Here is a 25,338-nt window from a genome sequence, read left to right on the forward strand (position 1 = left end):
GCTCACGCAATCCGGTGCTCGCCCCTGATCCAGCGAACGGTGCCGCTTGACGCGCGCATCACCACGCTGTGGGTGGTCATCTTGCCGCTGCGCAGCCGCTTGACCCCGTCGAGCAATGAGCCCGAAGTGACCCCGGTCGCGGCGAAGATGCAATCGCCCTTGGCCAGATCCTCGAGCTTGTAGATGCGGTCAAAGTCGGTGATGCCGAGCTTGCGCGCGCGAGCCTTCTCGTCCTCGTTGCGGAACACCAGCCGCCCGTTGAACTGCCCGCCGACGCAGCGCAGCGCCGCTGCGGCCAGCACGCCCTCTGGCGCGCCGCCCTGGCCCATGTACATGTCGATCGTGGTGTCTTCGTCCGTCACCGCGATCACGCCCGCGACGTCGCCATCGCCGATCAGCACCACGCCGCAGCCGAGCGCGCGCAGTTCCGCGATCAGCTCTGCATGGCGCGGCCGGTCGAGCACGCAGACGATGATCTCGCCGGGTTCCACGCCCTTGGCTGCGGCCACCGCCTTGACATTTTCGGTCGGGCTCTTGGCCAGATCGATAATGCCTTCGGGATAGCCCGGCCCCACCGCGATCTTGTCCATATAGGTGTCAGGCGCGTTGAGCAGGTTGCCCTCTTCCGCCGCCGCCAGAACCGCCAGCGCATTGGGCCCGGCCTTGGCGGTGATGGTGGTGCCTTCGAGCGGGTCGAGCGCGATGTCGATCTTCGGCCCCCTGCCCGGCGCGCCGCCCACTTTCTCGCCGATATAGAGCATCGGCGCCTCGTCGCGTTCGCCTTCGCCGATCACCACCGTGCCGTCCATGTACAGGCTGTCGAAGGCCCGCCGCATGGCCTCTACCGCAGCGGCATCGGCGGCCTTTTCGTCGCCGCGCCCGATCAGATGCGACGCCGCGACCGCAGCGGCTTCGGTCACACGGACCATTTCAAGCACCAGCACGCGGTCGAGCGCGTTGCCGCTGGCCTGCTTCTTGGCGAGGATATCGCTGTTCATGATGAATTCAGTCCCTGAGGTGAGTGTGCCGTTCCCTAGCCATAAGGAAGCGCGCTTGTATAGCAATCACGCAATGCCGATCCTGTGCCATCGCGTGATTTCGGTTTTGGCGGGCGCAGCGCTGACGCTTGTGGCGCAGCCGATCTCCGCGCAGGAAAGCAGCGCTAGCCCTGCCAGCGAGCAACCGCCTGCGCGCCCGCAAAATGAAGTGATCGACATCCTTGTGCCGCCACCGGAAGGTGAAATCGACCCGCGCCGTATTGAGCAGTGCGAGCGCGAGCGGGAGGCTGCAACCATTTCGCGCGATATCGTGGTCTGCCGCGAGATCGTGGAAGATGCGTCGCACCGCTACAGCGGCGATCGCGATGCCGCGCAGCGACGCTATGCCGAGGAGACGGCCTTTGCGGGCGACCTGCAAACGCCCGATGTGGCAGGCCCCGGAATCTTTCGCGGGCCGGCCACGGTAGGCGGCCTGTGCATCCCCGGTCTGCAGAAATGCCCGCCGCCGCCCGCGCTGATGATCGACGTGACGGCGCTTCCCAAAGCGCCGCCCGGATCGGATGCAGACCGGATCGCACGCGGGATGGCCCCGCGCGGCAACGACCAGGGCGATCCGCCTTCGCAAGAGGAACTGCTTGGCCTCCCGCAACGCCAGCCAGGAGGGGGCGAAAGCGATCTCAGTCGGGAAGGATCGGCAGCACCAGAGGGGGCGCAGTAAGGCTGTCCGAACCTTCGAGCAGCGCCAGCGCAGCCGTGATGCAGCGTTCCGGCCCTTCATGCGTCACCATCGCAACCAGCACTTCGCCGCCATCATCGCCGCGCCCCTTCTGGATCAGGCTTTCGATCGAGACATCGGCATCGCGCATCGCGGCGGTAATCTCTGCCAGCACGCCGGGGCGATCTGCCACGTTGAAGCGCAGATAGGTGCGCTCGGTACGTTCGCCCGGTTCCGCCGGCGGCATCGGCGCGAGATTGGCCACGGGAATCGAGAAGGGCGCGCCCACTTCGTCGCGCGCGATATCGATCAGGTCAGCCACCACCGCACTGGCAGTGGGGCCTTCGCCAGCTCCGGCGCCCTGGAACAGCAGGCGGCCGGAGAAATTGCCTTCCGCCACCACCGCATTGGTTGGCCCGTCGACGCTGGCAAGCGGATGCTGCTTGGGCACCAGGCAAGGGCGAACGCGCTGCAGCAGGCTGGGCGAACCATCCACACCCGGCTCGACATCGGTCATCGCGATCAGGCGGATGACATAGCCCAGCGCATCGGCCTGAACGATATCGGCGGCCTTCACTCTTGTAATGCCGGTGGTGCGCACAGCATCGAAATCGAGCCGCGCGCCGAAACCGATCGCGGCGAGGATCGCCAGCTTGTGCGCCGCGTCGATTCCTTCGATGTCGAAGGTGGGATCGGCTTCGGCATAGCCCAACCGCTGCGCCTCGCTCAGTACCTCGGCAAAATCCGCCCCGGTGTCTTCCATCTTCGAGAGGATGTAATTGCAGGTGCCGTTGAGGATGCCATAGATGCTGGTCAGCTGGTTGGCCGATGTGCCTTCGCGCAGCCCCTTCACTACCGGGATGCCGCCCGCCACCGCCGCTTCGAATTTGAGCGCGGTATCGCGCGCTTCGGCAAGCTTGGCGAGATCGAGCCCGTGGTGCGCGATCATCGCCTTGTTGGCGGTGACCACCGGCTTGCCGTTGGTGAGCGCTGCCTGCGCTAGCGCCAGTGCGGGCCCCTCTGATCCGCCGATCAGCTCGACAATCACGTCAACATCATCACGCCGCGCCAGCGCCACCGGATCATCTTCCCAGGCAAAAGGCGTCAGATCGACCCCGCGATCGCGATCGCGGTCACGTGCGCTGACCGCGATCACCTGCAATGGGCGGCCTGCGCGCGCCGTGAGCAGATCGCGATTGGTATCGAGCAGCCGGATCACGCCCACCCCGACCGTTCCCAGCCCGGCCAGGCCGATACGCAAGGTTTCAGTATGCTGGGGCTCAACCATCGATTTTCTTCCCGGCCGTAAAGCCATAGGCGGCGCGCACACTGTCTTCGATACGCTGCGGCTGACCAGTCGCCAGATCGACCCTTACCTGCACCAGGCGGATATCGGCACGATGGCTACCATCTTCGGCGCCGTGCAGTGCGACCAGCATGGTCATGCTGGAATTGCCGATCTTCTCGACTGTCAGGCGACCTTCGATCAGCTCGTCATTGCGGATCGGCACGAGGTAATCGACCTCGGCCCGGCGAACGTGGAATTCGAGATCGTCGGGCATGCCGCATGCGCGGTGTTCACGAAAGAATTCGGTCACCAGCACGTCAGCATATTCAAGATAGCGCGAATTGAAGGCGACCGATTGCGGGTCGACTTCGGCATAGCGCACGCGGAATGTATGGCGGAATGGATATTGCATCGCCGCGCCCCCTAGCGCGGGCAGGGGCCACAAGGGAAACACTTTGTCTTGGGATCGCGCTAGCTGGGCTTGCCCGGGGCAGCTAGCCTGTGGTCAGCGTCCGGCCGCACGGCCCCAGCGCACCCATTACCAGGGCATAGTCGCGCGCCGCCTGCGCTTTGGCTGCTCCGTCTTGCGACAGGTTGGTGTCGGCGGGCAGCCTCGGCGGCAGGGTGCAGGCGAGCCGGTACCATTCGATCGATTCGGGCGCTGGCGGGCGCGCCGACTGGTCGATGATCTCGCCCCAGGATACGCCCCATGTGGGCGGGCGACCCGGACGGCGCAGCACAGTGATCGACACCGGCGAGCCGCTTTCGGTGGCAAGGAAAATCTGCGTTTCCGATTCACCTGCCAGATTGCCCGGCACCGACAGCGCGTCGCTTATCCCGGTCACCACCGGCGGCGAATCGGGGGCCGCGAGCGCAGCCAGTACCGGCCTGAGGCGAGCCTCGAACGCGGGCGTATAGATGAACTGGGCCGATTCGCCCGTCAATTGCAGCTCTCCCGGTCGCCCGGGCACGGTGCGCGCGAAGAGCAGCACTTCCAGCTTCTTGAGCTTGGGCACCTTGCCGCGAGAGTCGAACGGCACGTCAACGAGATAGCGCAGTTGTTCTCCCACGCCGCTCGCTCCTGAAACCAGGCTGATCGTCTGCGCCTCTATGAAGAGCCGGGCGAATCCCGGTGCAACTCCCGCTGAACGCCCGGGTTCAAGTTCGATCTGGCGCCGTATCTGTGCCCGCACAACCAGTTCCGCCTGGTCTGCCAGCGTTACAATGTCAGCATAGCTTGCCTGCGGGGCAGCCGCCGCAGGCTCTGTCTGAGCCAGCGTCGGAACGCCAGTCGGCGCGCATAGCAAAGCGATAATCAAGTGGTTGAATTTCATGTATTTAATTTTCGCTCTCGATCCGGGTGAAGGTGATCTTGAAAATGTCGCCAAGCGGGCTATCAAGGCAAGGTTATAATCCGCCTGATAACAGACAATCATCCCTGAATCGCCTATTAACCGATAAAGCGTTTGCCTGAACTTGGCTTGGCCGTTAAAGCGCGAAGCGAAAGCCAGGTTAAGTTGGGGATTTGCTGAACCAGGTTTTGATTGCGGGTTTGGCGGATGCCTGCCTGCGATGCCTCTGGGTAGACGGCGCACCGTTACCCGGTCAGGGAAGAAAGTTGGAGTTTGAGGCTCCGCAAACCGTCAAGTTTGCGGTTGTCTGGTTGTCGGGCCCCGGCCCTGCGAAATAAATGGAGAGAAAGCGACTGGATGGCTTACGCTGACCAACAAACAAGCGGCAATCGCATTGTCGCCATCGTCCTGGTGGCGATAATCCATGTGTTAGTTGGCTACCTGTTTATCAGTGGCCTGGCGATCGAAGCGGTGAAGAAAGTTGCCGAACGTGTGACCACGATCGACATCGAAGAACCGCCGCCTGAGGAACCGGAGGACGAACCACCGCCGCCGGAACCTCAGGAAATGGCACCGCCGCCTCCCGTGGCACCGCCGCCGCCGATCAACATTGCCGTGGCACCGCCGCCGATTCAGACCCGGCCGACGATTCCGCCACCCGCACCGCCCGCATTGATCGTGCCCCCGCCGGCACCGCCCGCACCGCCATCACAGGCACGCGGCGCGACGACCCGCGACGAGCGCCGCTGGGCTGCCCGCATCCAGGAAAACTATCCCTCCCGCGCCCTGCGTGAGGAAATCCAGGGGACGGTTGGTGTTCGCGTCACCGTGACGCCAGATGGCCGCGTTGGTCAATGCCAGGTTACCGCATCGAGTGGTTCCAGCATTCTCGACGAAGCGGCCTGCGTTGGGATGCAGCGCTATGCGCGCTTCAACCCTGCACTGGATGCCGCCGGCAACCCGACTACTGGCGGTTACAGCACCCGTATTACTTACCGACTGAATTAGGCCGCGGCGCATACCACCCCGCCCGGGGCCCTTTGGGGACATTTTTAAGAGGACTTTTCGCAATGACTTTCGAACTTCTTGCTACTGCGGCCGATGTGGCTCCGAACAAGTTTGGCTTCATTGAAGCCATGGAACAGGGCGGCCCGGTCGCCTGGTTTATCCTTGCCGTCATGGTGATCATGAGCGTTGGATCGTTCTATATCCTGATCACCAAGCTGTTTGAGCAAAACAAGATCAACAAGCAGTTCCGCCGCGACGTGGTGGGCAAGTTCTGGCAGGCCAGCACGCTGCAGGAAGGCGCAACCAAGCTTGAAAAGAACAGCGCATGGCGCCAGGTCATCGACGATGCCCTCAAGGCAGAAGACGAGCATGGCAAGATGACCGACAAGCTCGAAGGGCATGACTGGATGCACGGCTCGCTGCAGCGTTCGCAGGATGCGATCAACGCCAAGCTGGCCGGTGGCCTTCCCTTCCTCGCCACCGTCGGCGCGACCGCACCTTTCGTCGGCCTGCTCGGCACCGTGATCGGGATCTACCGCGCACTCATCAACATCGGCATTGCCGGCTCGGCATCGATCGACAAGGTGGCCGGCCCGGTTGGTGAAGCGCTGATCATGACCGCGATCGGCCTGTTCGTGGCTGTGCCTGCGGTGTTCGCCTACAACTGGCTGCAGAGCCGCAACCGCCGGATCGCGGAGAACCTTTCGGCTTTCTCGACCGATATCCTGGCCAATCTGAACTCGGGCGGCGCAGTTCGGCCGGCAACCAAGGCGCCCGCACGGGCCCCTGCCAAGCCGGCAACCACCGCTGGTGGCGTGCAGACGGCTCCAAAGGCCTGATCGCCTGATCGATGAACGGGGGCCGCCATATGGCAGCCCCCGCCATCAACACCCCTTGGCGAAAAATTACGGATAGGATGTAGCAATGGCGATTTCGACGGGAGGCGGGGCTGATACCCCCATGTCGGACATCAACACCACGCCGCTTGTGGACGTGATGCTGGTGCTTCTGATCATCTTCCTCATCGCGGTTCCGGTGGCGATCCAGACGATCGAGAAGCTTGAATTACCGGTGATGACCACGGTGGAATCGAAAGACAAGGTGGAAAACCTGCTGCTTACCGTCAGCACCACCGATGCAGCGGGCCGCAGTGCCGGCGAACCCGGCTTCGAAGGCGCATCGCGAAACGGCGAATGCCGGGTCTACTTCAACAACATCACCCCGGTGAGTTCAGAAGATCTTTACGACCAGGCGTTTCGTCGCCTCGAGATTATTGTTGAACGCGCTGGTGGCCCCGAAGCCCTGATGGCCGATCCCGAACAGATCCCGCAGGTCCATATTCGCGGCGACGTGAATGCGCCGTGGCGCTGCGTGGCTGGCGCGATCTACAACGTTCAGGCCGCCGGCTATCCAACGGTGGGCTTTATTTCGAACCCCGTCGAACCCGGCATCTGACCGACCCGATAGAGACACAGGAGTACTGATCCATGGCAATGTCAGGCGGCAAAGACGATGGCGCGCCGATGATGGAAATGAACATGACGCCGCTGATCGACGTTCTGCTCGTTTTGCTGATCATGTTCATCATCACCATCCCGGTTGCAACACACTCGGTCGATATCGATCTGCCGCAACCGGACCCAAACAACGTGCCCCCACCGATCGATCCGATCAAGAACAAGCTTGTTCTGACCCAGAACAACGAGATTCTCTGGAACGCCGAGCCGATCACGCTGGGAACGCTTGTTGGCCAACTTGAGGGTACGCTGGCAATGCAGCCCGAACCCGAACTTCAGTTCGAACCGGAAGCGCTGGCCAGCTATGAACTCTCAGTCAATGTGTTGCGGGTGATCAAACAGTCTGGCGTGACCAAGTTCGGTTTCGTCGGCAATGAGAAGTATCGGACCTTTGGCACCGGTGGCCCCGGCGCTGGCGGGCAAGATTAAGGCCCAAATCCGCATATGAATTCGAAGAAGGGGCGGAGCGATCCGCCCCTTTTTTGTGGCTAGCCAGCCTCTCCATCCCGCTCGTCCGCCCGCATCGCTTCGCTCGCCAGCGTCTCCGCCTCGATCAGCAATTCATCGTCCACCGCACCCTGCGGCACTGCCTCGCGCCCGATCATGGTCATCACCGGCACAGCCAAAGGGCTGACCCGGTCAAGCTGGACATGCACCAACTCGCGCTGCGACCGCTCAAGCAAATCGCCCAATCTTCCTACATCGGTCATCCGCGCGCGGGCATCCGCCCAGGCCGCCTCAAGCAGCACATGATCAGGCTCGTATTTGCGCAGCACGTCATAGATCAGATCGGTCGAAAAGGTGACCTGCTTGCCGCTCTTGCGCTTTCCGGGATGCTGGCGTTCTACCAGCCCGCTGATCACCGCCACTTCGCGGAATGACCTCCGCAGCAGGTGCGATTCCTGGACCCATTGGACGAACTCATGCTCAAGGATATCGGGCGACAGCAAGGGCGCCGGATCGCGCACAGGTTTCAGCCCCCACACCGCCAGCGAATAATCATTGGCGACGAAACCGCCCGGTTGTAGCCCACGCTGCTCCATCCGGCGGGTGATCAGCATGCCCAGGCTCTGGTTGGCGTTCCAGCCTTCGAAAGTGTAATAAACGCTGTAATGCTTGCGCTGGTGCGGGAAGCTTTCGACCAGCAGCATGCCCGGCCCTGGCATCTGGCTGCGCCAGTCCTGCATCTCCAGCCATTCGCGCACATCATCCGGAAAGCGTGCCCAGCCCGCGCGATCGACCAGCATTGCCCGCACGCGCTCCGATAGGTGCGTGGTCAGCGGCATGCGCGCGCCGCCATAGCTGGGGATGGTGGCGCTCTTCTTCGCCGCCCGCACCACCACGTCCATGTCCTTGATCTGCTCGACCTCAAGGCTCAGCCCGGCAAAGAAGAAGGTGTCGCCGGGTGAAAGCGTCGCCGCAAAGCGCTCCTCCACCCGCCCCAGAATGCGGCCCCCTTTCCCACCACCTCCCCGGAACCGCACGCTCAGGATCTCGCTGTCCACGATGATGCCTGCATTCATGCGGTGGCGCTGGGCATGTTCGGGATGGGTGAGACGCCAGGTGCCGCCCCTGTCCCGCACGATCCGCTTGAACTTGTCATAGGCGCGCAGGGCATAGCCGCCATTTTCAACGAAGCCGAGCACACGCCGCCAAACCTCCGGCGTCACCCAGCCATAGGTCAGCGTCGAGCGCACTTCGGCCAGCAGCTCATCCTCCTGGAACGGCCCAGCGCAGGCGCAGGCCATCACATGCTGCGCCAGCACGTCGAGCCCGCCGGGGCGGAACTCCTCGCCGTCACGCTGCCCCTCATCCACCGCATCCTTGGCCGCAGTTGCCTCAAGGAATTCGAAACGGTTGCCCGGCACCAGGATCGCGCGGCTGGCTTGATCGAGCCGGTGATTGGCGCGGCCGATGCGCTGGAGCAGGCGCGAACTGCCCTTGGGCGCCCCCATCTGCACCACGCAGTCGATATCGCCCCAGTCGACGCCCAGATCCAAGCTGGCGGTGCACACCAGCGCGCGCAGTACGCCGCGTGCCATGGCCCCTTCGACCTTGCGGCGCGCCTCAACCGCCAGCGAGCCATGATGGATGCCGATCGGCAGATTGTCCTCGTTCACATCCCACAGCAGTTGAAAGATGAACTCTGCCAGGAAGCGCGTGTTGGTGAAGACCAGCGTGGTCCTGTTGCGCCTGATCTCGCCATAAAGCTGCGGGATAGCCCAGCGCCCGGCGTGCCCGCCCCAAGGCACGATTTCATCGCGGGGAAGCAGTATCTCGACCTTGGGTGGGGCGCCTTGCTCGCCCTCGACCAGCGTAACCGAATCCACATCGCCCCGCGGGGCCAGCCAGGCGCGAAACCCTTGCGGATCGGCAACCGTTGCAGAAAGCGCCGCGCGCTGCATATCAGGCGCAATCGCTTGCAAGCGGCTGAGCGCCAGCGCCAGCAGATCGCCGCGTTTGCCGGTGGCGAAGGCGTGAACCTCGTCCACCACCACGCGCTTGAGGCCGCGAAACATTTCGAAGCTGTCGGGATAGGACAGCAGCAGCGACAGGCTTTCGGGCGTGGTCAACAGCACATGCGGCGGGCGGGCGCGCTGGCGCTTCTTGCGGTCTGGCGGTGTGTCGCCGCTGCGGGTTTCGATCCGGACCGGCAGGGCGATCTCCTCGACCGGGGCCAGCAAATTGCGCTGCACGTCATGCGCCAGCGCCTTTAGCGGCGAGACATAGAGCGTGTGCAGACCCTCAGGCGGCTGCGCTTTGCCCAGACGTGACGGCGCGAAATCGGCCAGCGTCGGCAGGAAACCCGCCAGCGTTTTGCCCGCGCCGGTATCGGCCACCAGCAGCGCGTGCCTGCCGCGATCCGCCGCCTGCAGCATTTCCGCCTGGTGGCGCCGCACACGCCAGCCGCGCCCGGCAAACCAGGCGCTGATCTCCATGGGGATTTCCGATTGACCGTTCACTTCCCACAGCTGAGCAAATCGTGCGGCATGTGGAAAGCGATAATGCTCGCTGCCTAATGCCCCGCGCTTGTCCCGCGCTCGAGGCTGCTCAACGCCAACTGCTCGTCGATCTGCGCCAGCAGGCGATCGAGACCCTCCTGCGTATCGCTTTCCGCGCGAGCGACCAGCACATCCTGCGTGTTCGAGGCGCGCAGCAGCCACCACCCGTCATCAGTGGTGACGCGCACGCCATCGGTAGAGTCGGCCACGGCATCGCTCTTGGCGATGCGCTCGGCGATCTCGCCGATCGCGGCGAACTTGCGGGCTTCGTCAACCTGGAAGCGCATTTCCGGCGTGTTGAGCATGGCGGGCATGGCGCTGCGCAGTTCCGTCACCGATTTGCCCAGCCTTGCCGAGGCCGCGATCAGCCGCACCCCGGCATAAAGCGCATCGTCGAAGCCGTAATAGCTGTCGGCAAAGAACACGTGCCCACTCATCTCGCCTGCCAAGGGAGAGGAAACTTCCTTCATCTTGGACTTGATCAGCGAATGGCCGGTCTTCCACATCAGCGGCTTGCCGCCGCATGCGGCGACATGATCGAACAGCGCGCGGCTGGCCTTCACATCGGCGATAACCGTCGCCCCGGGGTGGTCCCTGAGCACATCCTCGGCGTAGATCATCAGCAGCTGGTCACCCCAGATCACGCGGCCCTGGCCATCGATCGCGCCGATCCGGTCGCCATCGCCATCGAAAGCCACTCCGAAATCGAGCTGCTTGTCCGCGACCAGCGCCTTGAGGTCCGCCAGATTGGCCTCGACCGTGGGATCGGGATGATGATTGGGGAAATTCCCATCGACTTCGGTGTAAAGCAGATGATGGGTGCCCGGCAGGCGCGCAGCAAGTTTCTCAAGCGCCGGGCCGGCAGCACCATTGCCCGCATCCCAGCCGACCTTGAGCCCGGCGAGCGCCGCGGGGTCTATCCCGGCCAGCCCCTCAAGCAGCCGCCCGACATACTCTTCGAGGATGTCCTTCGTTTCGGTCGCTCCGGCGCCGCTGGTCCAAGCGCCCTGCGCGGAAACCTCGCCCAGCCGCTGGATATCCGCGCCGAAGAACGGGCGCCCCTGGAACACCATCTTGAAGCCATTGTAATTGGAGGGATTATGGCTGCCGGTTATCTGGATGCCGCCGTCCACATGCTCAGTTGATGCCTCGGCGTAATAGAGCATCGGGGTTGGCCCCATGCCGATCCGCACCACGTCGCATCCGCTCGCGGTCAACCCTTCGACCAGCGCGTGTTCGAGAATGGGTGAGCTGATCCGCCCGTCATAGCCAACCGCGACCCTGCTGCCGCCCGCCTCGCGCAGCATGGTGCCAAAACTGCGACCGATGGCGCGCGCATCGTCTGGCCCAAGCGTTTCACCAATGATCCCGCGAATGTCATATTCGCGCAGCACGGTGGGATGGAATGTGTGATTCATGAAATAGAGCCTGGTTCAATAATGGGGGCCTGACGCAAGCTTAGCCCATACACGGTGCATGCGTCATCCTTGCGGCGGAATCTCTGGGGGCGGTTCATCGAGCAGGAGATCGCGCGCGGCATTGGCTTCGTGCACCTGTTCGTTGGTGCCGCCGCGATCGGGATGGACCATCGCCACAAGACGTTTGTGCGCCTCTACAATCTGCCTGCGGTCGGCCTGTGGCGCCACTCCCAGCAGCTTGCGCGCCCTGTCCAGCGCGCGCTGGCGGGTGGATTGCCCACGCAGATATTCCCACGGCCAGCGCCCGAAAATCAGCTTGCAGGCAAAGCAGGCGATTGCTGCAATGATGAGCAGGCGGATCATGGCCTCAGGCGAGCTCGAGCCGTGGTTGCGGTGGCGCGAATTCGGGCAGCGCCAACGCCTTTACCAGCTCGCGCAATTCCTGCCGCGCGACGAGGTGGCTGGTGCCGAGCTCTCCCAGATGCCCCTTGTCGAGCAGGGTGAGCCCCGAAGGGAACAGCTCGCGGTAGATCACGCGTTCGGAAAGCCCCTGCGCGACGCGGAAACCCACCCGCTTGCTGAGCTCGGCCAGCGCCTGCTCGATACGGGTCATATTACGGGCTTCGATATGGCCGGTGCGGTTGCGCACCACCACCCAGTCCATCTGGCGGCGCTGCTGTTCGATCGTCGCGCGGCTGCGCTTGAGCCGCGCTTCCCAGATCAGCTCGGCATAGAAGCTGAGCCGTTTGACCTTGAAGGTTTCACCTTCGACCTGGCCGATCAGGTCGAAATCGACGAAGCTGTCATTCATCGGAGTGACCAGCGTATCGGCCTCGGTTGCAGCGTGGCGCGCCAGCGGATCGTCGCGCCCCGGCGTGTCATAGACGATATAATCGGCCTGCTGGCCAAGCTCATGGGTGAGCGCTTCAAGCCCCTCCACATCGCCTTCATAGACCCGGAACTCGGCCGTTGGCAGAGCGATCTGGCGCCTAGCGGCGGTATCGGCCCGGTTCTCGAGATAGCGCGCCATGGTGCGCTGGCGCGGGTCGAGATCGATCGCCACCACCCGCGCCCCGCGATAGGCCAGCGCGATGGCGATATGCACCGCCGTTGTGGACTTGCCGGTGCCGCCCTTTTCATTGGCGAAAACGATCCGGTGGGGGTTGCTGGCGGACATGAACGCGCGTGCCTTTCGATTTTCTTGTCTCGCCCGCAACTTGGGCGCTAGGAGGAAAGAGGTTTCAATATCGGAGGGGTTGCCAAGGTGCAAACCGCCACAACGCTCGACATGTTGAGAAATGCACTGGCGGAGCTGCGCCACGCGGGCAGCACGGTGGCCCTGGTCCCCACCATGGGCGCGCTGCACGAGGGGCATCTCGCTCTGGTGCGCGAAGCCAGGGCCAAATGCGACCATGTCGTCGCCTCGATCTTCGTCAACCCTACCCAGTTCGGCCCCAATGAGGATCTTGATGCCTATCCGCGCCAATTGGCACAGGATTCGGCTATGCTCGAGGCCGAAGGAGTGGCGCTGCTGTGGGCGCCTACTCTCGAAGCGATGTATCCCGACGGCTTCGCCACCACAATTTCGGTCAGCGGGGTGAGCGAAGGCCAATGCGGGGCGGCGCGGCCAGGCCATTTTGATGGCGTGGCCACTGTGGTGTGCAAGCTGTTCAACCAGGTCATGCCCGACATGGCCTTTTTCGGCGAGAAGGATTTCCAGCAGCTCGCAGTGATCCGCGCGATGGCGCGCGACCTCGATCTTACCCGCCCGCATGTACGCGACATCGTGGGTGTGCCGACCGTGCGCGAGGCCGACGGTTTGGCGATGAGCAGCCGCAACCGTTATCTTTCGCAGCGCGACCGCGCCGCAGCAGCCGCACTGCCTCGCGCGATGAAGGCCGCGATTGCCGCAATCGAAGCGGGAGAGGACGCGGGGCAAGCGCTCGCCGCACTCAAGGATGCGTTGCTCGGCGCAGGCTTTGATCGCATCGATTACGCTGAGCTAGTCGATTCGACTTCTCTGGCAGCCCTTGATAGCGTAAACTGGGCTCCGGCGCGGCTGCTGGTCGCTGCGCGGATCGGGGGAACGCGCCTCATCGACAACATGGGCGTAAGCATAAAGGGTCAATACCAGCAAGCCTGATCCCCGGAGCAGGCTGTTAGCAATTCCGCGGGTAGCGGGGCGCGCAAGGTTGATCGCTATGCCATATACACACGATCCGTATTGGGAGGCATTGACGCAAGCCGCGCACTCAGGAACGATTGTCTTGTTCCGGCGTGCCATTCAAAGGCTTCTGGACACCCTAAATTTTCAGGCACTGTACTTCCTTGCCCCGATTGTCGCTGATCGGCGCGCCGCCCGCGTGCTGTGGAACATTGGTTTCCCCAGGGAACTGGAGCAGGAATATCAGCAAGGGCTGTGGCAGCATGATCCACTGCCTGACATCGCGCTTTCGCGAACCAGGGCCTTTCGCTTCTCCGACGCGCCGCGCCTGACCAAGCTGACCAAGGGGCAGCAGGAATTCCTGAAGCGTGCAGGTGAAGGCGTAGGCGTGCTGTGCATCGGTCCCTATGCGCGTTCAGGCTTTGTCGGCGTGGGTCTGCAGATAGAGCGCAAGCCGCTCATGTCTGCGGATGTGCGAAGAACCCAGGTTGCCGCGCAGCTCTGCTTCCAGCGCTATTGCGATCTGGTAGGGCCAAATACCGATGGCATGCCAGAACTGTCTCAGCGCGAACTGGACGTGATCACCTGGATCGGCGAAGGCAAGAGCAATGCGGTGATCGCGGAAATCCTGGGTATTTCGAAGAATTCAGTCGACAGTTATGTGAAGCGGATCTTCGCCAAGCTGGGTGTTTCCGATCGCACAGCGGCAGCGGTACGCGCCGTTTCGCTGGGACTGATAGCTGCGGGCAAGCACAGCCGCCAAGCCGCGCATCGGCCAAGGTGGCTGATTTAAGCGACTCGCAGTTGACCCCCAGTTTGGGGACAAGCCAATTTCAATGCCCGTCGCTACACCTTCACTAGAAACGGCATGTGAGCCTTTCGGGTTCCGAAGCCGGACGCCACCAGAATAACTGGGGTGTCCGGCTTTTCTTTTGGGTTCAGGCTCTGCCCCGGAAGAGATGGAGCGGGTAGAGGGGAGTCGCAGACGAACGAGCGCAGCGAGGACAATCGAACCCGCATTGCTGCAATCTTGTGCTGCGATCGAGAGGCTGGAGCGGGTAGCGGGAATCGAACCCGCATAACTAGCTTGGAAGGCTAGGGCTTTACCACTAAGCTATACCCGCCCGCTCACGCCATGCGTCATGGGCGCGCGCAATTGCCACGGTTGCAGGGGATTCGTCAACTGTCTCGACACGCCTCACCTTACACTCCTGCAAGCAATTCTATATTTTCTCCGACGCCTTGAGCCACTAGGCCGCGAGTCAATACTCAATCAATTAGCGAAACCCTATGCGAAGCCTGACCCATCTTGAGCGGCTCGAAGCCGAAAGCATCCACATCATGCGCGAGGTGGTGGCCGAGGCTGAACGCCCGGTCATGCTCTATTCGATCGGCAAGGACAGCGCGGTGATGCTGCATCTGGCGCGCAAGGCGTTTTATCCTGCGCCGCCGCCATTCCCGCTGCTGCATGTCGATACCACCTGGAAGTTCCGCGAAATGTACGATCTGCGCGAAAAGATGGCGCAGGAAGCCGGCATGGAATTGCTGGTGTGGCAAAATGAAGAGGCGCAGGAACGCGGGATCAACCCGTTCGACCATGGCCCGCTGCACACGGATATGTGGAAGACACAGGGGCTGAAGCAGGCGCTCGACCATTACGGGTTCGATGCCGCATTCGGCGGAGCGCGTCGTGACGAAGAAAAAAGCCGCGCGAAGGAACGCGTGTTTTCTTTCCGCACCGCCAGCCACGGCTGGGACCCGAAGAACCAGCGGCCCGAGCTGTGGAACATATATAACGCGAAGAAAGCCAAGGGTGAGAGCATCCGCGTGTTCCCCTTGAGCAACTGGACCGAGCTCGACATCTGGCAATATATCATGCGTGAAAGGATCGAGATCGTGCCGCTCTATTTCGCGGCGCAGCGCCCGACCTATGAATGGGAAGGCGGCCTGTTCATGGCCGATGATCCCGACCGGCTTGAGCAGGTTCTTGGCCGCAAGCCGGAAATCACCCCGCGATCGGTGCGCTTTCGCACGCTGGGCTGCTGGCCGCTGACCGGAGCGGTCGAAAGCACGGCCTCGACTCTGGCTGAAGTGGTGCAGGAGATGCTGCTCACCTCCACCAGCGAACGCCAGGGGCGCGTGATCGACAAGGATGAAGGCGGCGCGGGAATGGAGAAGAAGAAGCAGGAGGGCTACTTCTGATGACCCCCCCTGAGAACCAGCCAGCCTATCGCCCCGATGCGCTGATCGCCGAGGATATCGAGACTTATCTCGAAACCCACCAGAACAAGCAGCTGCTGCGTTTCATCACCTGCGGCAGCGTGGATGACGGCAAGAGCACCCTGATCGGCCGGTTGCTCTATGATTCCAAGATGATCTTCGAAGATCAGCTCGCCGCGCTTGAAAGCGACAGCAAGAAGCAAGGTACGCAGGGGCAGGAGATCGATTTTGCCCTGCTGGTAGATGGGCTTGCTGCAGAACGCGAACAGGGCATTACGATCGATGTCGCCTATCGCTTCTTCGCGACCGAGAAACGCAAGTTCATCGTGGCCGATACGCCCGGCCATGTGCAGTACACGCGCAATATGGTGACCGGCGCCTCCACCGCTGACCTGGCGGTGATCCTGATCGATGCGCGCAAGGGCGTGCTCGAGCAGACACGGCGCCATTCCTACATCGCGCATCTGCTCGGCATCCGGCATATGGTGCTGGCGGTCAACAAGATGGACCTGGTCGGCTATGAGCAGGCCGTGTTCGACCAGATCGTGCGCGATTACCGCAAGTTCGCCGAGGAGATCGGCATTGCGGAGTTTACCACAATCCCGATCTCGGGCTTCAAGGGCGACAATATAACTCAAGCGCCTTCGGCCAATACGCCGTGGTATTCAGGACCCAGCCTGATCTACCACCTCGAAACGGTCGAGCTGGCCAATACTCTGGCGCAAGAGCGTAGCTTCCGCATGCCGGTGCAATGGGTCAACCGGCCCAATCTCGATTTCCGCGGTTTTGCAGGGCTGGTGTCGGACGGCACCATCAAGCCGGGCGATGCGGTGCGGATCGTCCCTTCGGGCAGAACCAGCACGGTCAAAACCATCTCAACCTTCGATGGTGAGCTGGATGAAGCGGTGGCGGGCCAATCGGTCACGCTCACGCTGGAGGACGAGGTCGATTGCAGCCGCGGCGATGTGATCGCGGCAGCGGGCGATCCGCCCGAAGCTTCCGATCAGTTCGAAGCCACCATCGTGTGGATGAGCGACGAGGCGCTCAAGCCCGGGCGCGGCTATTGGCTCAAGCTGGGCACACAGACCGTCACTGCCAATGTGCAGCCGCCCAAATACGAGATCTGTATCAACAGCTTTGAGCACCTGGCGGCGAAGACGCTCGACCTCAATGCCATCGGCGTCGCGGAGCTACGCACCGATCGCCCGATCACCTTCGAACCCTATGACAAGAGCCGCCAGCTTGGCGGTTTCATCCTGATCGACAAGTTCACCAATGCCACGGTGGCAGCAGGAATGATCCATTTCAGCCTGCGGCGGGCGCAGAACGTCCACTGGCAACCGAGCGAGATCACCCGCGACGATCACGCCGCGCTCAAGAACCAGAAGCCCCGTGTGCTGTGGTTCACCGGGCTTTCCGGTTCAGGCAAGTCGACCATTGCCAATGAGGTGGAAAAGCGGCTCAACCTGATGAACCGCCACACCTTCCTGCTCGATGGCGACAATGTCCGCCACGGGCTCAATCGCGACCTCGGTTTTACCGAAACGGACCGGATCGAAAATATCCGCCGTATCGGCGAAGTCGCGAAGCTGATGGCAGATGCCGGGCTGATCGTGCTCACTGCCTTCATCAGCCCGTTCCGCGCCGAACGGCGCATGGTGCGCGAGATGTTGCCCGAGGGCGAGTTCATCGAGATCTTCGTCGACACGCCGCTGGAGGTTGCGGAAAGCCGCGATGTGAAGGGTCTCTACAAGAAGGCACGCGAAGGCCAGCTGAAGAACTTCACCGGGATCGACAGCCCCTATGAACCGCCTGAAAATGCGGAAATTCGTGTCAACACAGTCGAGATGACCCCGGCCGAAGCGGCCGAATATATCATCGAACAGATCCTGCCGCTGAAATGATTGGTGACAAGAGTTCAATCGACGCCGACCTTGCTGCACAGCTGGCTGCGGAAGCGGGGCGTATACTGCTGGATGTGCGCGCGAGCGGCCAATTTCATGGCAAGGCGCTGGGCCAGGAAGGCGACCGGTTGGCCAATGCTTTCCTGTGCGAGGCGCTGCGTCACGAGCGTCCCGATGACGGGCTGCTATCCGAAGAGGAAAGTGACAACCCGGCCAGGCTGGAAAAACGCCGCGTATGGATCATCGACCCGGTCGATGGGACGCGGGAATATGGCGAGGAACGCAGCGACTGGGCCGTACATGTCGGGCTGGCGGTCGGTGGCCAGGCCATGGTGGGTGCGGTTGCATTGCCTGGGCTGACGGCGGAAGACGGGAGCCGAGGGATTGTGCTGCGGTCAGATCAGCCCATGATGCTGCAGCCAGCTGCGGCTGTGCCGCGTCTGGTCGTCAGCCGCACGCGTCCTGCACAGGAAGCCGTGGCAGTGGCAAAGGCGATCGGCGGCGAACTGGTGCCGATGGGCAGTGCCGGTGCCAAAGCCATGGCCGTGGTGCGCGGTGAGGCGGAGATATACCTCCATTCAGGCGGGCAATATGAATGGGACAATTGCGCGCCGGTGGCGGTGGCGCAAGCACACGGGCTGCACTGCTCACGCATCGACGGATCGCCGCTGGTCTACAACAATGCGGACACCTATTTGCCTGACCTGCTGATCTGCCGTCCGGAATGGGCCGAGCGCGTGCTCGAAGAAGTGCGCAAGCTCGGCTGACCGCGGCGCGGCTATTCTCCGTCGAATTGCATCAGGGCGCTGACTTCGACGCTCGCTTCACGTAGCTTGCCCGCACCGCCAAGGTCGGGCAGGTCGATCACGAACAGCGCATCGTCCACCGTTGCCCCCGCCTGGCGCAGAAGCTGCGCAGCGGCCAGCGCGGTGCCGCCAGTGGCGATCAGGTCGTCCACGATCACAACTGTCTGCCCATGCGGGATCGCAAGTGGATCGATCTCGAGCCGGTCGGTGCCATATTCCAGCGCATAGTCGATCCCCAGCACCTTGACCGGCAGCTTGCCCGGTTTTCGCACCGGGACAAAACCGAGCCCCAGTTCCACTGCCACTGCCGCACCAAAGATAAATCCGCGTGCTTCCATGCCCGCGATCGCCTCGGCACCAAGGTCGCGCGCGCGATCAGCCAGGTGCCTGACCGTCGCAGCAAGCCCTAGTGGATGACTGATCAAGGTGGTGATATCGCGGAACTGGATGCCGGGCTGGGGAAAATCCGGCACTGTGCGGATCAGTCCCTTGAGTTCGCTGGGCGTCATTGCGTCATTCTCCAAAGCAAGGCGCCCCACCATCGCGAAGATGGCAGGGCGCCTCAACAATTACATGCGCGAAAAAGATCAGTCTTTCTTGCGCGGTTTGAGCGATGCCCAGATCTGTTTCTTCGAAAGATAGGCCAGGATTGTCGCAAACAGCAGGAACCCAAGCACCGGCCAGCCGGTCTGCTTGCGCTTCACCAGCGTGGGTTCAGCGGTCCAGGTCAGGAATGCCGAAACGTCCTTGGCCATCTGGCTCACTGTTGCCTCTGTACCGTCGGCATAGGTGACCTGCCCATCAGTGGTCAGCGGCGGCGCCATGGCGATGTTCACATTGGCGAAATAGGGGTTGAAGCTCATCCCTGCCGGAACTTCGAAATCCGGGAATTTGGCCAGCACTTCAGGATCGGGCTCGCCATATCCGGTGAGCAGCGAATATACATAATTGCTGCCATCATGGCGCGCCTTGGTGATCAGCGAGAGATCGGGCGGGTGACCCGTGCCGAAATAGGGTACCGGCGGGAAGTGATCGGTCGGCAGCCCCGGCGCAGTCGTCACCTCGGCGGTGGCCGAGTTGTATTTCGGGATCTGGTACTGCGCCGCTTCGGCCTTAACCTCGGCTTCGCTGTAGGTCAGCTCCTCCAGATTGCGGAAGGCGACATATTGCAGGCTGTGGCACGCTGCACACACTTCCTTGTAGACCTGATACCCGCGCTGGAGCTGGGCATAGTCCCATTTGCCGAACGGGCCATCGAAGCTGAATCCGCCTTCCGGACCATGCGCAACCTTGTGAAGTTCAAGTTCGGCGGTCGGTTCGACAAACTGGCCGTGCTTGGCGAAGGTCGAGAAGGCCGGGCCGACACCAAAGGCAAACGCCCACAAAACCGCGACGGTAAAGCCGATACCGACGACGATGGAAATGATACGGGTCATATCGTTAGCTTTCTTTCGTCCTTAGGCTTCGGTTGCGGCTTTGCCGCCCAGCACTGCATCGGTGATCGAGTAAGGCAACGGCTCGGGCTTTTCGATCGAGCTGACGATCGGCAGGATCACAAGGAAGTGGAGGAAGTAATACGCGGTCGCGAACTGGCTGAGCATGATGTACGGCTCTTCCGCGTGCGCTCCGCCGAGGTAGAACAGCGCGGCCATGCACGGGATCAGCCCGAACCAGAAGAACTTGCGGAACAGTGGGCGATAGTGGCCGCTGCGCACCGCTCCCTTGTCAAGCCAGGGCAGGAAGAACCACACCAGAATCGAAGCAAACATCGCCAGCACGCCCCAAAGCTTGGCCGGAAGGATGAAGTCGAAGGTAAAGGCGCGCAGGATCGCGTAGAATGGATAGAAGTACCATTCGGGCACGATCAGCGCCGGGGTCGAGAGTGGGTTCGCTTCGATGTAATTGTCCGGGTGGCCCAGCGCATTGGGCGCGAAGAACACCATGATAGCGAAGAAGATCAGCACCACACCGAGGCCGAAACCGTCCTTCGCCGTGTAGTACGGATGGAACGGCACAGTGTCGCTCTCGCTCTTCACTTCCACCCCGGTGGGGTTGGATGACCCCGGAATGTGCAGTGCCCACACATGCAGGATCACCACAGCGGCAATCACGAAGGGCAGCAGGAAGTGCAGGCTGAAAAAGCGGTTCAATGCAGCATTGTCAGGTGCATATCCGCCCAGGATCCAGATCTGCAGATTTTCGCCAACCAGCGGGATCGCGCCGAACAGGCCGGTAATCACCTGTGCACCCCAGAAGCTCATCTGGCCCCAGGGCAGAACATAGCCCATGAAGGCGGTAGCCATCATGAGCAGGAAGATGACCACTCCCAGCAACCAGATCATCTCGCGCGGGGCCTTGTACGAAGAGTAGAAGAAGCCGCGGAAGATGTGGAGATAGACCACGATGAAGAAGAAGCTGGCGCCGTTGGCATGCGCATAGCGCATCAGCCAGCCCCAGTTGACGTTGCGCATGATGTGTTCGACCGTGGCAAACGCAACCGTCTGATTGGCTGCATAATGCATCGCCAGGATAACCCCGGTAATGATCTGTACCACCAGAAAGAAACCGGCCAGAACGCCGAAATTCCACATATAATTGAGGTTGCGCGGTACCGGATAGCCGGCCCCCACTGCGTTATAGACCAGGCGAGGAAGCGGAAGCCTCTCGTCCATCCATTTCATGAACGCATTCTGCGGTTCGTACTGGCGTGCCCAGGCAAAGCTCATCGCAATTCTCTCAGTTCTCAGCCGACGCGGATGACGCTGTCAGAAGTGAATTCGTAATCGGGAACAACAAGGTTGGCTGGTGCCGGACCTTTGCGGATGCGCCCTGCGGTGTCGTAGTGCGAGCCGTGGCAGGGGCAGAAATAGCCGCCATAATCGCCCTTGTTCTCACCCTCCGCCGCACCCAGCGGTACACAGCCCAGATGGGTGCAGATGCCCATGGTCACCAACATGTCGTGGTGGCCATCCTTGGTGCGTTCGATCAAGGAGGCCGGATCGCGCAGCGATGCAACATCAACCGCATTGGCCTCGTCGATCTCTGTCGGTGTCAGGCGGCGCACGAACAGCGGCTGCTTGCGGAATTCGGCCTTGATCGCCTGGCCCGGCTCGATTGCCGAAACATCGACCTCGGTTGTACTGGCGGCCAGCACGTCCCTGGATGGCGACATCTGGCTGACCAGCGGCAGCAGCGTAACCACGCCGCCCACGCCAGCCGCGCTCACCGCAGCAATATGAATGAAATCGCGCCGCCGGAACCCGTCTTCTCCCGCCATAGAGGCGGCATCGGGTGTAACGGTGCCAGTCGTTTCAGCCATCAGCCTTTACCCTGCTAACTTTGTCCGGCCGCACATGCCCCCGGACGCCTTCGGATCAATGCCTTCCCGCCAAACTCACGCCGCGCGATCGCTTGCCTGAAAGACCTCTGACGCTTGATCCCGCTAGGCGGGAAACGCCCATTTGGCGGCGCTGATAGACGCAAAGCTTGGCGATGCCAACCGTGTTTTGGGCACAAGCTGTTCGGTTTCGCGCAAGCGGGTCTGCCCGCCCTCAAGGCAGGGCAATTAGGCTTAGCATGCGGCCATAGTTCGGCTCGCCGCGATGGGTCGCCCGGCGATAGGAATAATACCTGTCTTCGAGAGAATATGTGTCGAGCGCTAAGTCTTCGACCGACCCGATACCGGCGGCTTCCAGCCGCGCCGTGACATAGGCCGGCAGGTCAAATTGCCAGTGGCTAGTGCGGCCAGGGGAAAAGAACCGCCCCTCTTTCGCAGAGAATTTGGCGCGGAAGGGTGCGTCCACTTCATAGCTCGCCTGCGCGATCGTCGGCCCGATCACCGCCGCTATGCTGGCGCGCTTCGCTCCAAGCTTTTCCATCGCTGCAACGGTGTTTTCCAGCACACCGCGCCCATCGATGCCACGCGCGCCGCGCCAGCCGGCATGCGCCGCGCCGATCACGCCTGCAGCGCGGTCCGCAAACAGCACCGGCGCACAATCTGCAGTCACGATGCCCAGCACCAGGCCTGGGGTGGAGGTTACCAGCGCGTCCGCCACCGGGCGGCCGCTTGCGCTATCTTCCCACCCTGCATTGACGCACAGCACGTCCGGCGAATGGACCTGATGCGGGGCAACCAGCACCCCGCCGGGCAAGACTCGCTCAGCTGCCGCCGCGCGGTCTGCGCGAATGGCGCCCACGTCGCCCTCGCCGCCATAGCCCAACTGATGGAGGCCGCCGCCATGCCCGAAAAAACCGTGCGGAACTCCCTCCAGCACAGCCGATTTCGCGATATCGAAGGATGCCGCGTCAGCCATTCAGACTGCGCGTGACCTGCTCGAATGTGTCGCGCGACAGCTTGGCACCGGCCAGCCGTTCCAGCTCGCCGCGCATCAGTGCCGCTCGACCATCCTCGATACGTCTCCACCGCCCCAGCGCGGGCACGAAGCGTGCCGCAGTTTGTGGGTTGATCGGATCGAGAGCGAGAATCAGGTCCGCGATCATCCGGTAGCCCTCGCCGCTCTCCACATGGAAGGCGGGCGGGTTGCCGGCCAGCGCCATATAGAGCGAGCGCACGCGGTTGGGGTTCTTGAGCGTGAAATCGGGATGGTCGGCGAGCGCCTTGATATGCCCCAGCACCTTCGGATGGAGCGAGAGCGCCTGCAGGGTGAACCATTTGTCGATCACCAGCGCATTGCCCTGATAACGGCTGTAGAATGCCGACAGCCTTTCCTCACGCGCCGGATGCTCAAGCCCGGCGAGCACCATCAGCGCGCCTTGCCGGTCGGTCATATTGTCAGCCGCGTCATATTGCCGTGCCGCCAATTCTGCCGCCTGCACCGGATCGTGCGCGGCCAGATAGGCCAGGGCCTGTGTCTTGACCTTGCGCGCGCCGCGCGCGCCAGCGCCATCATAGGGCACCTGCGCCGCGCGCTCATACAGTGCCTGCAGCGGGCCAGCGAGTTCACGCGCAAGCACCGCCTTGAGCGCTTCGCGCGCGGCATGGATCACGCCCGGGTCCGCCTTGTCGAGCTGCTCCATCAGATAGGTCTGGCTGGGCAGCAGCATCAGCTCGCCGCGCATCGAATCGTCGAGCGCCTTGTCATCCAGCACCGCGCCCAGTGCCTGCACGATCGCGGCTTCGCCTGCTGCACGCCCGCTATCGCCGAGAGCGCCCTTGGCCGCGGCCACCAGATGGCCCACGACCAGCTCCTGCATGGCCTCATAGCGTGCGAAACTGTCATCATCATGCGCGGCGAGCAGCATCAGGTCTTCGCGCGGGACATCACGTTCGATCATCACCGGGGCGGTGAAGCCGCGGTTGATCGAAAGCACCGGCGGCTCTGCGAAGCCGGTAAACGTGAAGCTCTGTGCAGCCCGGTCCAGCACCACCAGTTCTTCGCCCCTGTGCCTGCCGCTGGCGCGGTCCAGCAAGGCGATCCTGAGCGGGATCAGCATCGGCTGCTTGTCAGGCTGGCCAGGGGTTGGCGGTACGGACTGCCTCAAAGTCAACGTGACGGTGTCACCCGAGTGCTCCAACTTTACCGCGACACGCGGCGTCCCCGCCTGGGTGTACCACAGGCGAAACTGCGCAAGGTCCAGCCCGGCCCCGTCCTCGATCGCGCGGATGAAATCCTCGCAGGTCGCGGCCTCGCCATCGTGGCGCTTGAAATAGAGATCCGTGCCCTTGCGAAAATGTTCGGGCCCGCACATCGAACGCATCATGCGGATCACTTCGGCGCCCTTGTTATAGACCGTGGCGGTGTAGAAATTGCTGATCTCGCGGTAGCTGTCAGGCCGGATCGGATGAGCCAGCGGGCCGGAGTCCTCCGGGAACTGCGCCGCACGCAGGATGCGCACGTCTTCGATCCGCTTGACCGCCTCGCCCTGCATGTCCTGGCTGAACAGCTGGTCGCGCAGCACGGTGAAACCTTCCTTGAGGCTCAGCTGGAACCAGTCGCGACAGGTCACGCGGTTGCCCGACCAGTTGTGAAAATATTCGTGCGCGATCACGCCCTCGACCGCGTCGAAATCGGCATCGGTGGCGGTATCCGGGTCAGCCAGCACATATTTGGTGTTGAAAACGTTGAGCCCCTTGTTCTCCATCGCCCCCATGTTGAAATCGCTGACTGCGACGATGTTGTAGAGATCGAGGTCGTATTCGCGCCCGAATACCTCTTCGTCCCACGCCATCGATCGGTGGAGCGATTCGAGCGCGTGATCCGTGCGGGCCAGGTCTTCAGGCCGCACCCAGATATTGCATTCGACCTCGCGGCCCGATGCGGTGTTGAAGGGTTTGGAGTTCGCCACCAGTTCGCCTGCGACGAGCGCAAACAGGTAGGACGGCTTGGGCCAGGGATCGTGCCACTGCGCCCAGTGGGTGCCGTCGGCGTTTTCGCCTTCGCCAACCTTGTTGCCGTTGCAGAGCAGCACCGGGAATTGACCCTTCGCGCCGCTCATCCGCACGCGATAGGTGCTGAGCACATCGGGCCGGTCAGGGAAGAAGGTGATGCGGCGGAACCCCTCGGCCTCGCACTGGGTGCAGAGCATGCCGCTTGAGGCATAGAGCCCCTCAAGCCGCGTGTTCGCCGTGGGATCGACTTCGGTCACGATCTCGATCTCATGCGCATCGCCCGAAAGCGGCAGCATCAGATCGTCCCCGTCCATCGACCAATCGTTGCGGATCTCGCCATCGACCTTGAGCGAAAGCAGCTCGAGCCCGTCGCCATTGAGGCGGATCGTCGGCGACGCATCGGCCTTGGCATTGCGCGCGACCGTGAGCTTCGAGATGACCCTGGTCGCATCGAGGCCAAGGTCGAAAGCGAGCTCGATCTCCGGAACCAGCCATGGGAAGGGCTGGTAATCTTCGCGCCGGATTGCCGGTGGTTCATGCGGAGTGGGGGCGGCGTCCGCCATGTCGGGGCTTTGTGCAATATCCATGGTGGGTGAT

General features: G+C 62.5%; 24 protein-coding genes and 1 tRNA gene. 10 read left to right on the top strand and 15 right to left on the bottom strand.

Annotation, left to right across the window (positions count from 1 at the left end; all coding sequences use genetic code 11):
• Positions 1–2 precede the first annotated feature (2 nt).
• On the bottom strand, positions 3–998 hold the full coding sequence (gene glpX / locus ACX2DJ_RS01895; protein ID WP_462570682.1) for a class II fructose-bisphosphatase: 996 nt from the start codon (positions 996–998) through the stop codon (positions 3–5).
• 55 nt (positions 999–1,053) lie between these two features.
• Between glpX and ACX2DJ_RS01900 the strand changes: the two genes are divergently transcribed.
• Positions 1,054–1,716: a hypothetical protein gene (locus tag ACX2DJ_RS01900; protein ID WP_462570683.1), complete on the top strand. Its 663-nt coding sequence runs from the start codon at positions 1,054–1,056 to the stop codon at positions 1,714–1,716.
• Here ACX2DJ_RS01900 and ACX2DJ_RS01905 read toward each other — a convergent pair.
• From ACX2DJ_RS01905 to ACX2DJ_RS01915, 3 genes are all read right to left on the bottom strand, one after another.
• On the bottom strand, positions 1,676–3,001 hold the full coding sequence (locus ACX2DJ_RS01905) for a homoserine dehydrogenase (protein WP_462570685.1): 1,326 nt from the start codon (positions 2,999–3,001) through the stop codon (positions 1,676–1,678). The two genes, ACX2DJ_RS01900 and ACX2DJ_RS01905, sit on opposite strands and share 41 nt — an antisense overlap.
• Positions 2,994–3,413: an acyl-CoA thioesterase gene (locus tag ACX2DJ_RS01910; RefSeq protein WP_462570686.1), complete on the bottom strand. Its 420-nt coding sequence runs from the start codon at positions 3,411–3,413 to the stop codon at positions 2,994–2,996. Before ACX2DJ_RS01910 ends, ACX2DJ_RS01905 begins: the two co-directional genes overlap by 8 nt.
• 82 nt (positions 3,414–3,495) lie before the next feature.
• Complete coding sequence (locus ACX2DJ_RS01915) at positions 3,496–4,335, bottom strand: hypothetical protein (protein ID WP_462570687.1); 840 nt, start codon at positions 4,333–4,335, stop codon at positions 3,496–3,498.
• A gap of 375 nt (positions 4,336–4,710) precedes the next feature.
• Here ACX2DJ_RS01915 and ACX2DJ_RS01920 point away from each other — a divergent pair, with 375 nt between their 5' ends.
• From ACX2DJ_RS01920 to ACX2DJ_RS01935, 4 genes are all read left to right on the top strand, one after another.
• Positions 4,711–5,361, top strand: a complete 651-nt coding sequence (locus ACX2DJ_RS01920) for an energy transducer TonB (protein ID WP_462570689.1) — start codon at positions 4,711–4,713, stop codon at positions 5,359–5,361.
• Between the two features lie 62 nt (positions 5,362–5,423).
• Positions 5,424–6,200, top strand: a complete 777-nt coding sequence (locus ACX2DJ_RS01925) for a MotA/TolQ/ExbB proton channel family protein (RefSeq protein ID WP_462570690.1) — start codon at positions 5,424–5,426, stop codon at positions 6,198–6,200.
• Between the two features lie 85 nt (positions 6,201–6,285).
• Positions 6,286–6,816, top strand: coding sequence for an ExbD/TolR family protein (locus tag ACX2DJ_RS01930; protein WP_462570691.1), 531 nt, complete (start codon positions 6,286–6,288; stop codon positions 6,814–6,816).
• Between the two features lie 32 nt (positions 6,817–6,848).
• Entirely contained in the window at positions 6,849–7,307 is a 459-nt protein-coding gene (locus ACX2DJ_RS01935; protein ID WP_462570692.1) for an ExbD/TolR family protein, read from the top strand.
• Between the two features lie 59 nt (positions 7,308–7,366).
• On the opposite strand, the gene ACX2DJ_RS01940 is transcribed toward ACX2DJ_RS01935, so the two are convergent.
• From ACX2DJ_RS01940 to ACX2DJ_RS01955, 4 genes are all read right to left on the bottom strand, one after another.
• Positions 7,367–9,817: a ligase-associated DNA damage response DEXH box helicase gene (locus ACX2DJ_RS01940; RefSeq protein WP_462572524.1), complete on the bottom strand. Its 2,451-nt coding sequence runs from the start codon at positions 9,815–9,817 to the stop codon at positions 7,367–7,369.
• Between the two features lie 77 nt (positions 9,818–9,894).
• Entirely contained in the window at positions 9,895–11,298 is a 1,404-nt protein-coding gene (gene pgmG / locus ACX2DJ_RS01945) for a phosphoglucomutase/phosphomannomutase PgmG (protein WP_462570693.1), read from the bottom strand.
• Between the two features lie 63 nt (positions 11,299–11,361).
• Positions 11,362–11,661, bottom strand: coding sequence for a J domain-containing protein (locus ACX2DJ_RS01950; protein ID WP_462570695.1), 300 nt, complete (start codon positions 11,659–11,661; stop codon positions 11,362–11,364).
• 4 nt (positions 11,662–11,665) lie between these two features.
• Entirely contained in the window at positions 11,666–12,475 is an 810-nt protein-coding gene (locus ACX2DJ_RS01955) for a division plane positioning ATPase MipZ (protein ID WP_462570696.1), read from the bottom strand.
• 87 nt (positions 12,476–12,562) lie between these two features.
• On the opposite strand from ACX2DJ_RS01955, the gene panC reads away from it, so the two are divergent.
• Complete coding sequence (gene panC, locus ACX2DJ_RS01960) at positions 12,563–13,441, top strand: pantoate--beta-alanine ligase (protein WP_462570698.1); 879 nt, start codon at positions 12,563–12,565, stop codon at positions 13,439–13,441.
• Between the two features lie 58 nt (positions 13,442–13,499).
• Positions 13,500–14,255 (top strand): helix-turn-helix transcriptional regulator, encoded by a 756-nt coding sequence (locus ACX2DJ_RS01965; RefSeq protein ID WP_462570699.1) that lies wholly within the window; start codon positions 13,500–13,502, stop codon positions 14,253–14,255.
• Positions 14,256–14,512: 257 nt separating this feature from the next.
• Here the strand turns inward: ACX2DJ_RS01965 and ACX2DJ_RS01970 are convergent.
• A tRNA-Gly gene (locus ACX2DJ_RS01970) sits at positions 14,513–14,586 on the bottom strand.
• Positions 14,587–14,752: 166 nt separating this feature from the next.
• On the opposite strand from ACX2DJ_RS01970, the gene cysD reads away from it, so the two are divergent.
• From cysD to ACX2DJ_RS01985, 3 genes are read left to right on the top strand one after another with little or no spacing between them, the layout of a single operon-like run.
• The gene (gene cysD / locus ACX2DJ_RS01975) at positions 14,753–15,664 is read left to right on the top strand and encodes a sulfate adenylyltransferase subunit CysD (protein WP_462570700.1); all 912 of its coding nucleotides are present in this window, start codon (positions 14,753–14,755) and stop codon (positions 15,662–15,664) included.
• Positions 15,664–17,586 carry a sulfate adenylyltransferase subunit CysN gene (gene cysN, locus ACX2DJ_RS01980; RefSeq protein WP_462570701.1) on the top strand — a complete coding sequence of 641 codons (1,923 nt, stop codon included), beginning with the start codon at positions 15,664–15,666 and terminating at the stop codon, positions 17,584–17,586. The genes cysD and cysN overlap by 1 nt, the downstream gene beginning before the upstream one ends.
• Positions 17,583–18,353 carry a 3'(2'),5'-bisphosphate nucleotidase CysQ gene (locus tag ACX2DJ_RS01985; protein ID WP_462570702.1) on the top strand — a complete coding sequence of 257 codons (771 nt, stop codon included), beginning with the start codon at positions 17,583–17,585 and terminating at the stop codon, positions 18,351–18,353. The genes cysN and ACX2DJ_RS01985 overlap by 4 nt, the downstream gene beginning before the upstream one ends.
• A gap of 11 nt (positions 18,354–18,364) precedes the next feature.
• Here ACX2DJ_RS01985 and ACX2DJ_RS01990 read toward each other — a convergent pair whose 3' ends face one another.
• The 6 genes from ACX2DJ_RS01990 to pepN all read right to left on the bottom strand — a co-directional run bounded on the left by ACX2DJ_RS01990 (position 18,365) and on the right by pepN (position 25,328).
• Positions 18,365–18,901 (bottom strand): adenine phosphoribosyltransferase, encoded by a 537-nt coding sequence (locus tag ACX2DJ_RS01990; RefSeq protein ID WP_462570703.1) that lies wholly within the window; start codon positions 18,899–18,901, stop codon positions 18,365–18,367.
• Positions 18,902–18,979: 78 nt separating this feature from the next.
• Positions 18,980–19,828: a cytochrome c1 gene (locus ACX2DJ_RS01995; RefSeq protein WP_462570704.1), complete on the bottom strand. Its 849-nt coding sequence runs from the start codon at positions 19,826–19,828 to the stop codon at positions 18,980–18,982.
• A 21-nt stretch (positions 19,829–19,849) separates the two neighbouring features.
• Entirely contained in the window at positions 19,850–21,118 is a 1,269-nt protein-coding gene (locus ACX2DJ_RS02000) for a cytochrome b (RefSeq protein ID WP_462570705.1), read from the bottom strand.
• Between the two features lie 17 nt (positions 21,119–21,135).
• Positions 21,136–21,711, bottom strand: a complete 576-nt coding sequence (petA, locus tag ACX2DJ_RS02005; protein WP_462570706.1) for a ubiquinol-cytochrome c reductase iron-sulfur subunit — start codon at positions 21,709–21,711, stop codon at positions 21,136–21,138.
• Positions 21,712–21,943: 232 nt separating this feature from the next.
• Complete coding sequence (pgeF, locus tag ACX2DJ_RS02010; protein WP_462570707.1) at positions 21,944–22,705, bottom strand: peptidoglycan editing factor PgeF; 762 nt, start codon at positions 22,703–22,705, stop codon at positions 21,944–21,946.
• A complete protein-coding gene (gene pepN, locus ACX2DJ_RS02015; protein WP_462570708.1) occupies positions 22,698–25,328 on the bottom strand; it encodes an aminopeptidase N in 2,631 nt (876 codons plus the stop codon). The genes pgeF and pepN overlap by 8 nt, the downstream gene beginning before the upstream one ends.
• Positions 25,329–25,338 lie beyond the last annotated feature (10 nt).

The sequence above is a fragment of the Altererythrobacter chaiwopuensis genome, assembly GCF_054957755.1.

Coding starts and splice junctions, on each gene's coding strand:
- cysN (WP_462570701.1), top strand. CDS start 15,664: ATGACCCCCCCTGAGAACCAGCCAGCCTATCGCCCCGATGCGCTGATC.
- ACX2DJ_RS01930 (WP_462570691.1), top strand. CDS start 6,286: ATGGCGATTTCGACGGGAGGCGGGGCTGATACCCCCATGTCGGACATC.
- pepN (WP_462570708.1), bottom strand. CDS start 25,328: ATGGATATTGCACAAAGCCCCGACATGGCGGACGCCGCCCCCACTCCG.
- ACX2DJ_RS01925 (WP_462570690.1), top strand. CDS start 5,424: ATGACTTTCGAACTTCTTGCTACTGCGGCCGATGTGGCTCCGAACAAG.
- ACX2DJ_RS01920 (WP_462570689.1), top strand. CDS start 4,711: ATGGCTTACGCTGACCAACAAACAAGCGGCAATCGCATTGTCGCCATC.
- ACX2DJ_RS01990 (WP_462570703.1), bottom strand. CDS start 18,901: ATGACGCCCAGCGAACTCAAGGGACTGATCCGCACAGTGCCGGATTTT.
- ACX2DJ_RS01935 (WP_462570692.1), top strand. CDS start 6,849: ATGGCAATGTCAGGCGGCAAAGACGATGGCGCGCCGATGATGGAAATG.
- ACX2DJ_RS01995 (WP_462570704.1), bottom strand. CDS start 19,828: ATGACCCGTATCATTTCCATCGTCGTCGGTATCGGCTTTACCGTCGCG.
- cysD (WP_462570700.1), top strand. CDS start 14,753: ATGCGAAGCCTGACCCATCTTGAGCGGCTCGAAGCCGAAAGCATCCAC.
- ACX2DJ_RS01965 (WP_462570699.1), top strand. CDS start 13,500: ATGCCATATACACACGATCCGTATTGGGAGGCATTGACGCAAGCCGCG.
- ACX2DJ_RS01955 (WP_462570696.1), bottom strand. CDS start 12,475: ATGTCCGCCAGCAACCCCCACCGGATCGTTTTCGCCAATGAAAAGGGC.
- pgeF (WP_462570707.1), bottom strand. CDS start 22,705: ATGGCTGACGCGGCATCCTTCGATATCGCGAAATCGGCTGTGCTGGAG.
- pgmG (WP_462570693.1), bottom strand. CDS start 11,298: ATGAATCACACATTCCATCCCACCGTGCTGCGCGAATATGACATTCGC.
- glpX (WP_462570682.1), bottom strand. CDS start 998: ATGAACAGCGATATCCTCGCCAAGAAGCAGGCCAGCGGCAACGCGCTC.
- ACX2DJ_RS01905 (WP_462570685.1), bottom strand. CDS start 3,001: ATGGTTGAGCCCCAGCATACTGAAACCTTGCGTATCGGCCTGGCCGGG.
- ACX2DJ_RS02000 (WP_462570705.1), bottom strand. CDS start 21,118: ATGAGCTTTGCCTGGGCACGCCAGTACGAACCGCAGAATGCGTTCATG.
- ACX2DJ_RS01985 (WP_462570702.1), top strand. CDS start 17,583: ATGATTGGTGACAAGAGTTCAATCGACGCCGACCTTGCTGCACAGCTG.
- ACX2DJ_RS01910 (WP_462570686.1), bottom strand. CDS start 3,413: ATGCAATATCCATTCCGCCATACATTCCGCGTGCGCTATGCCGAAGTC.
- ACX2DJ_RS01940 (WP_462572524.1), bottom strand. CDS start 9,817: ATGGAGATCAGCGCCTGGTTTGCCGGGCGCGGCTGGCGTGTGCGGCGC.
- ACX2DJ_RS01915 (WP_462570687.1), bottom strand. CDS start 4,335: ATGAAATTCAACCACTTGATTATCGCTTTGCTATGCGCGCCGACTGGC.
- petA (WP_462570706.1), bottom strand. CDS start 21,711: ATGGCTGAAACGACTGGCACCGTTACACCCGATGCCGCCTCTATGGCG.
- ACX2DJ_RS01950 (WP_462570695.1), bottom strand. CDS start 11,661: ATGATCCGCCTGCTCATCATTGCAGCAATCGCCTGCTTTGCCTGCAAG.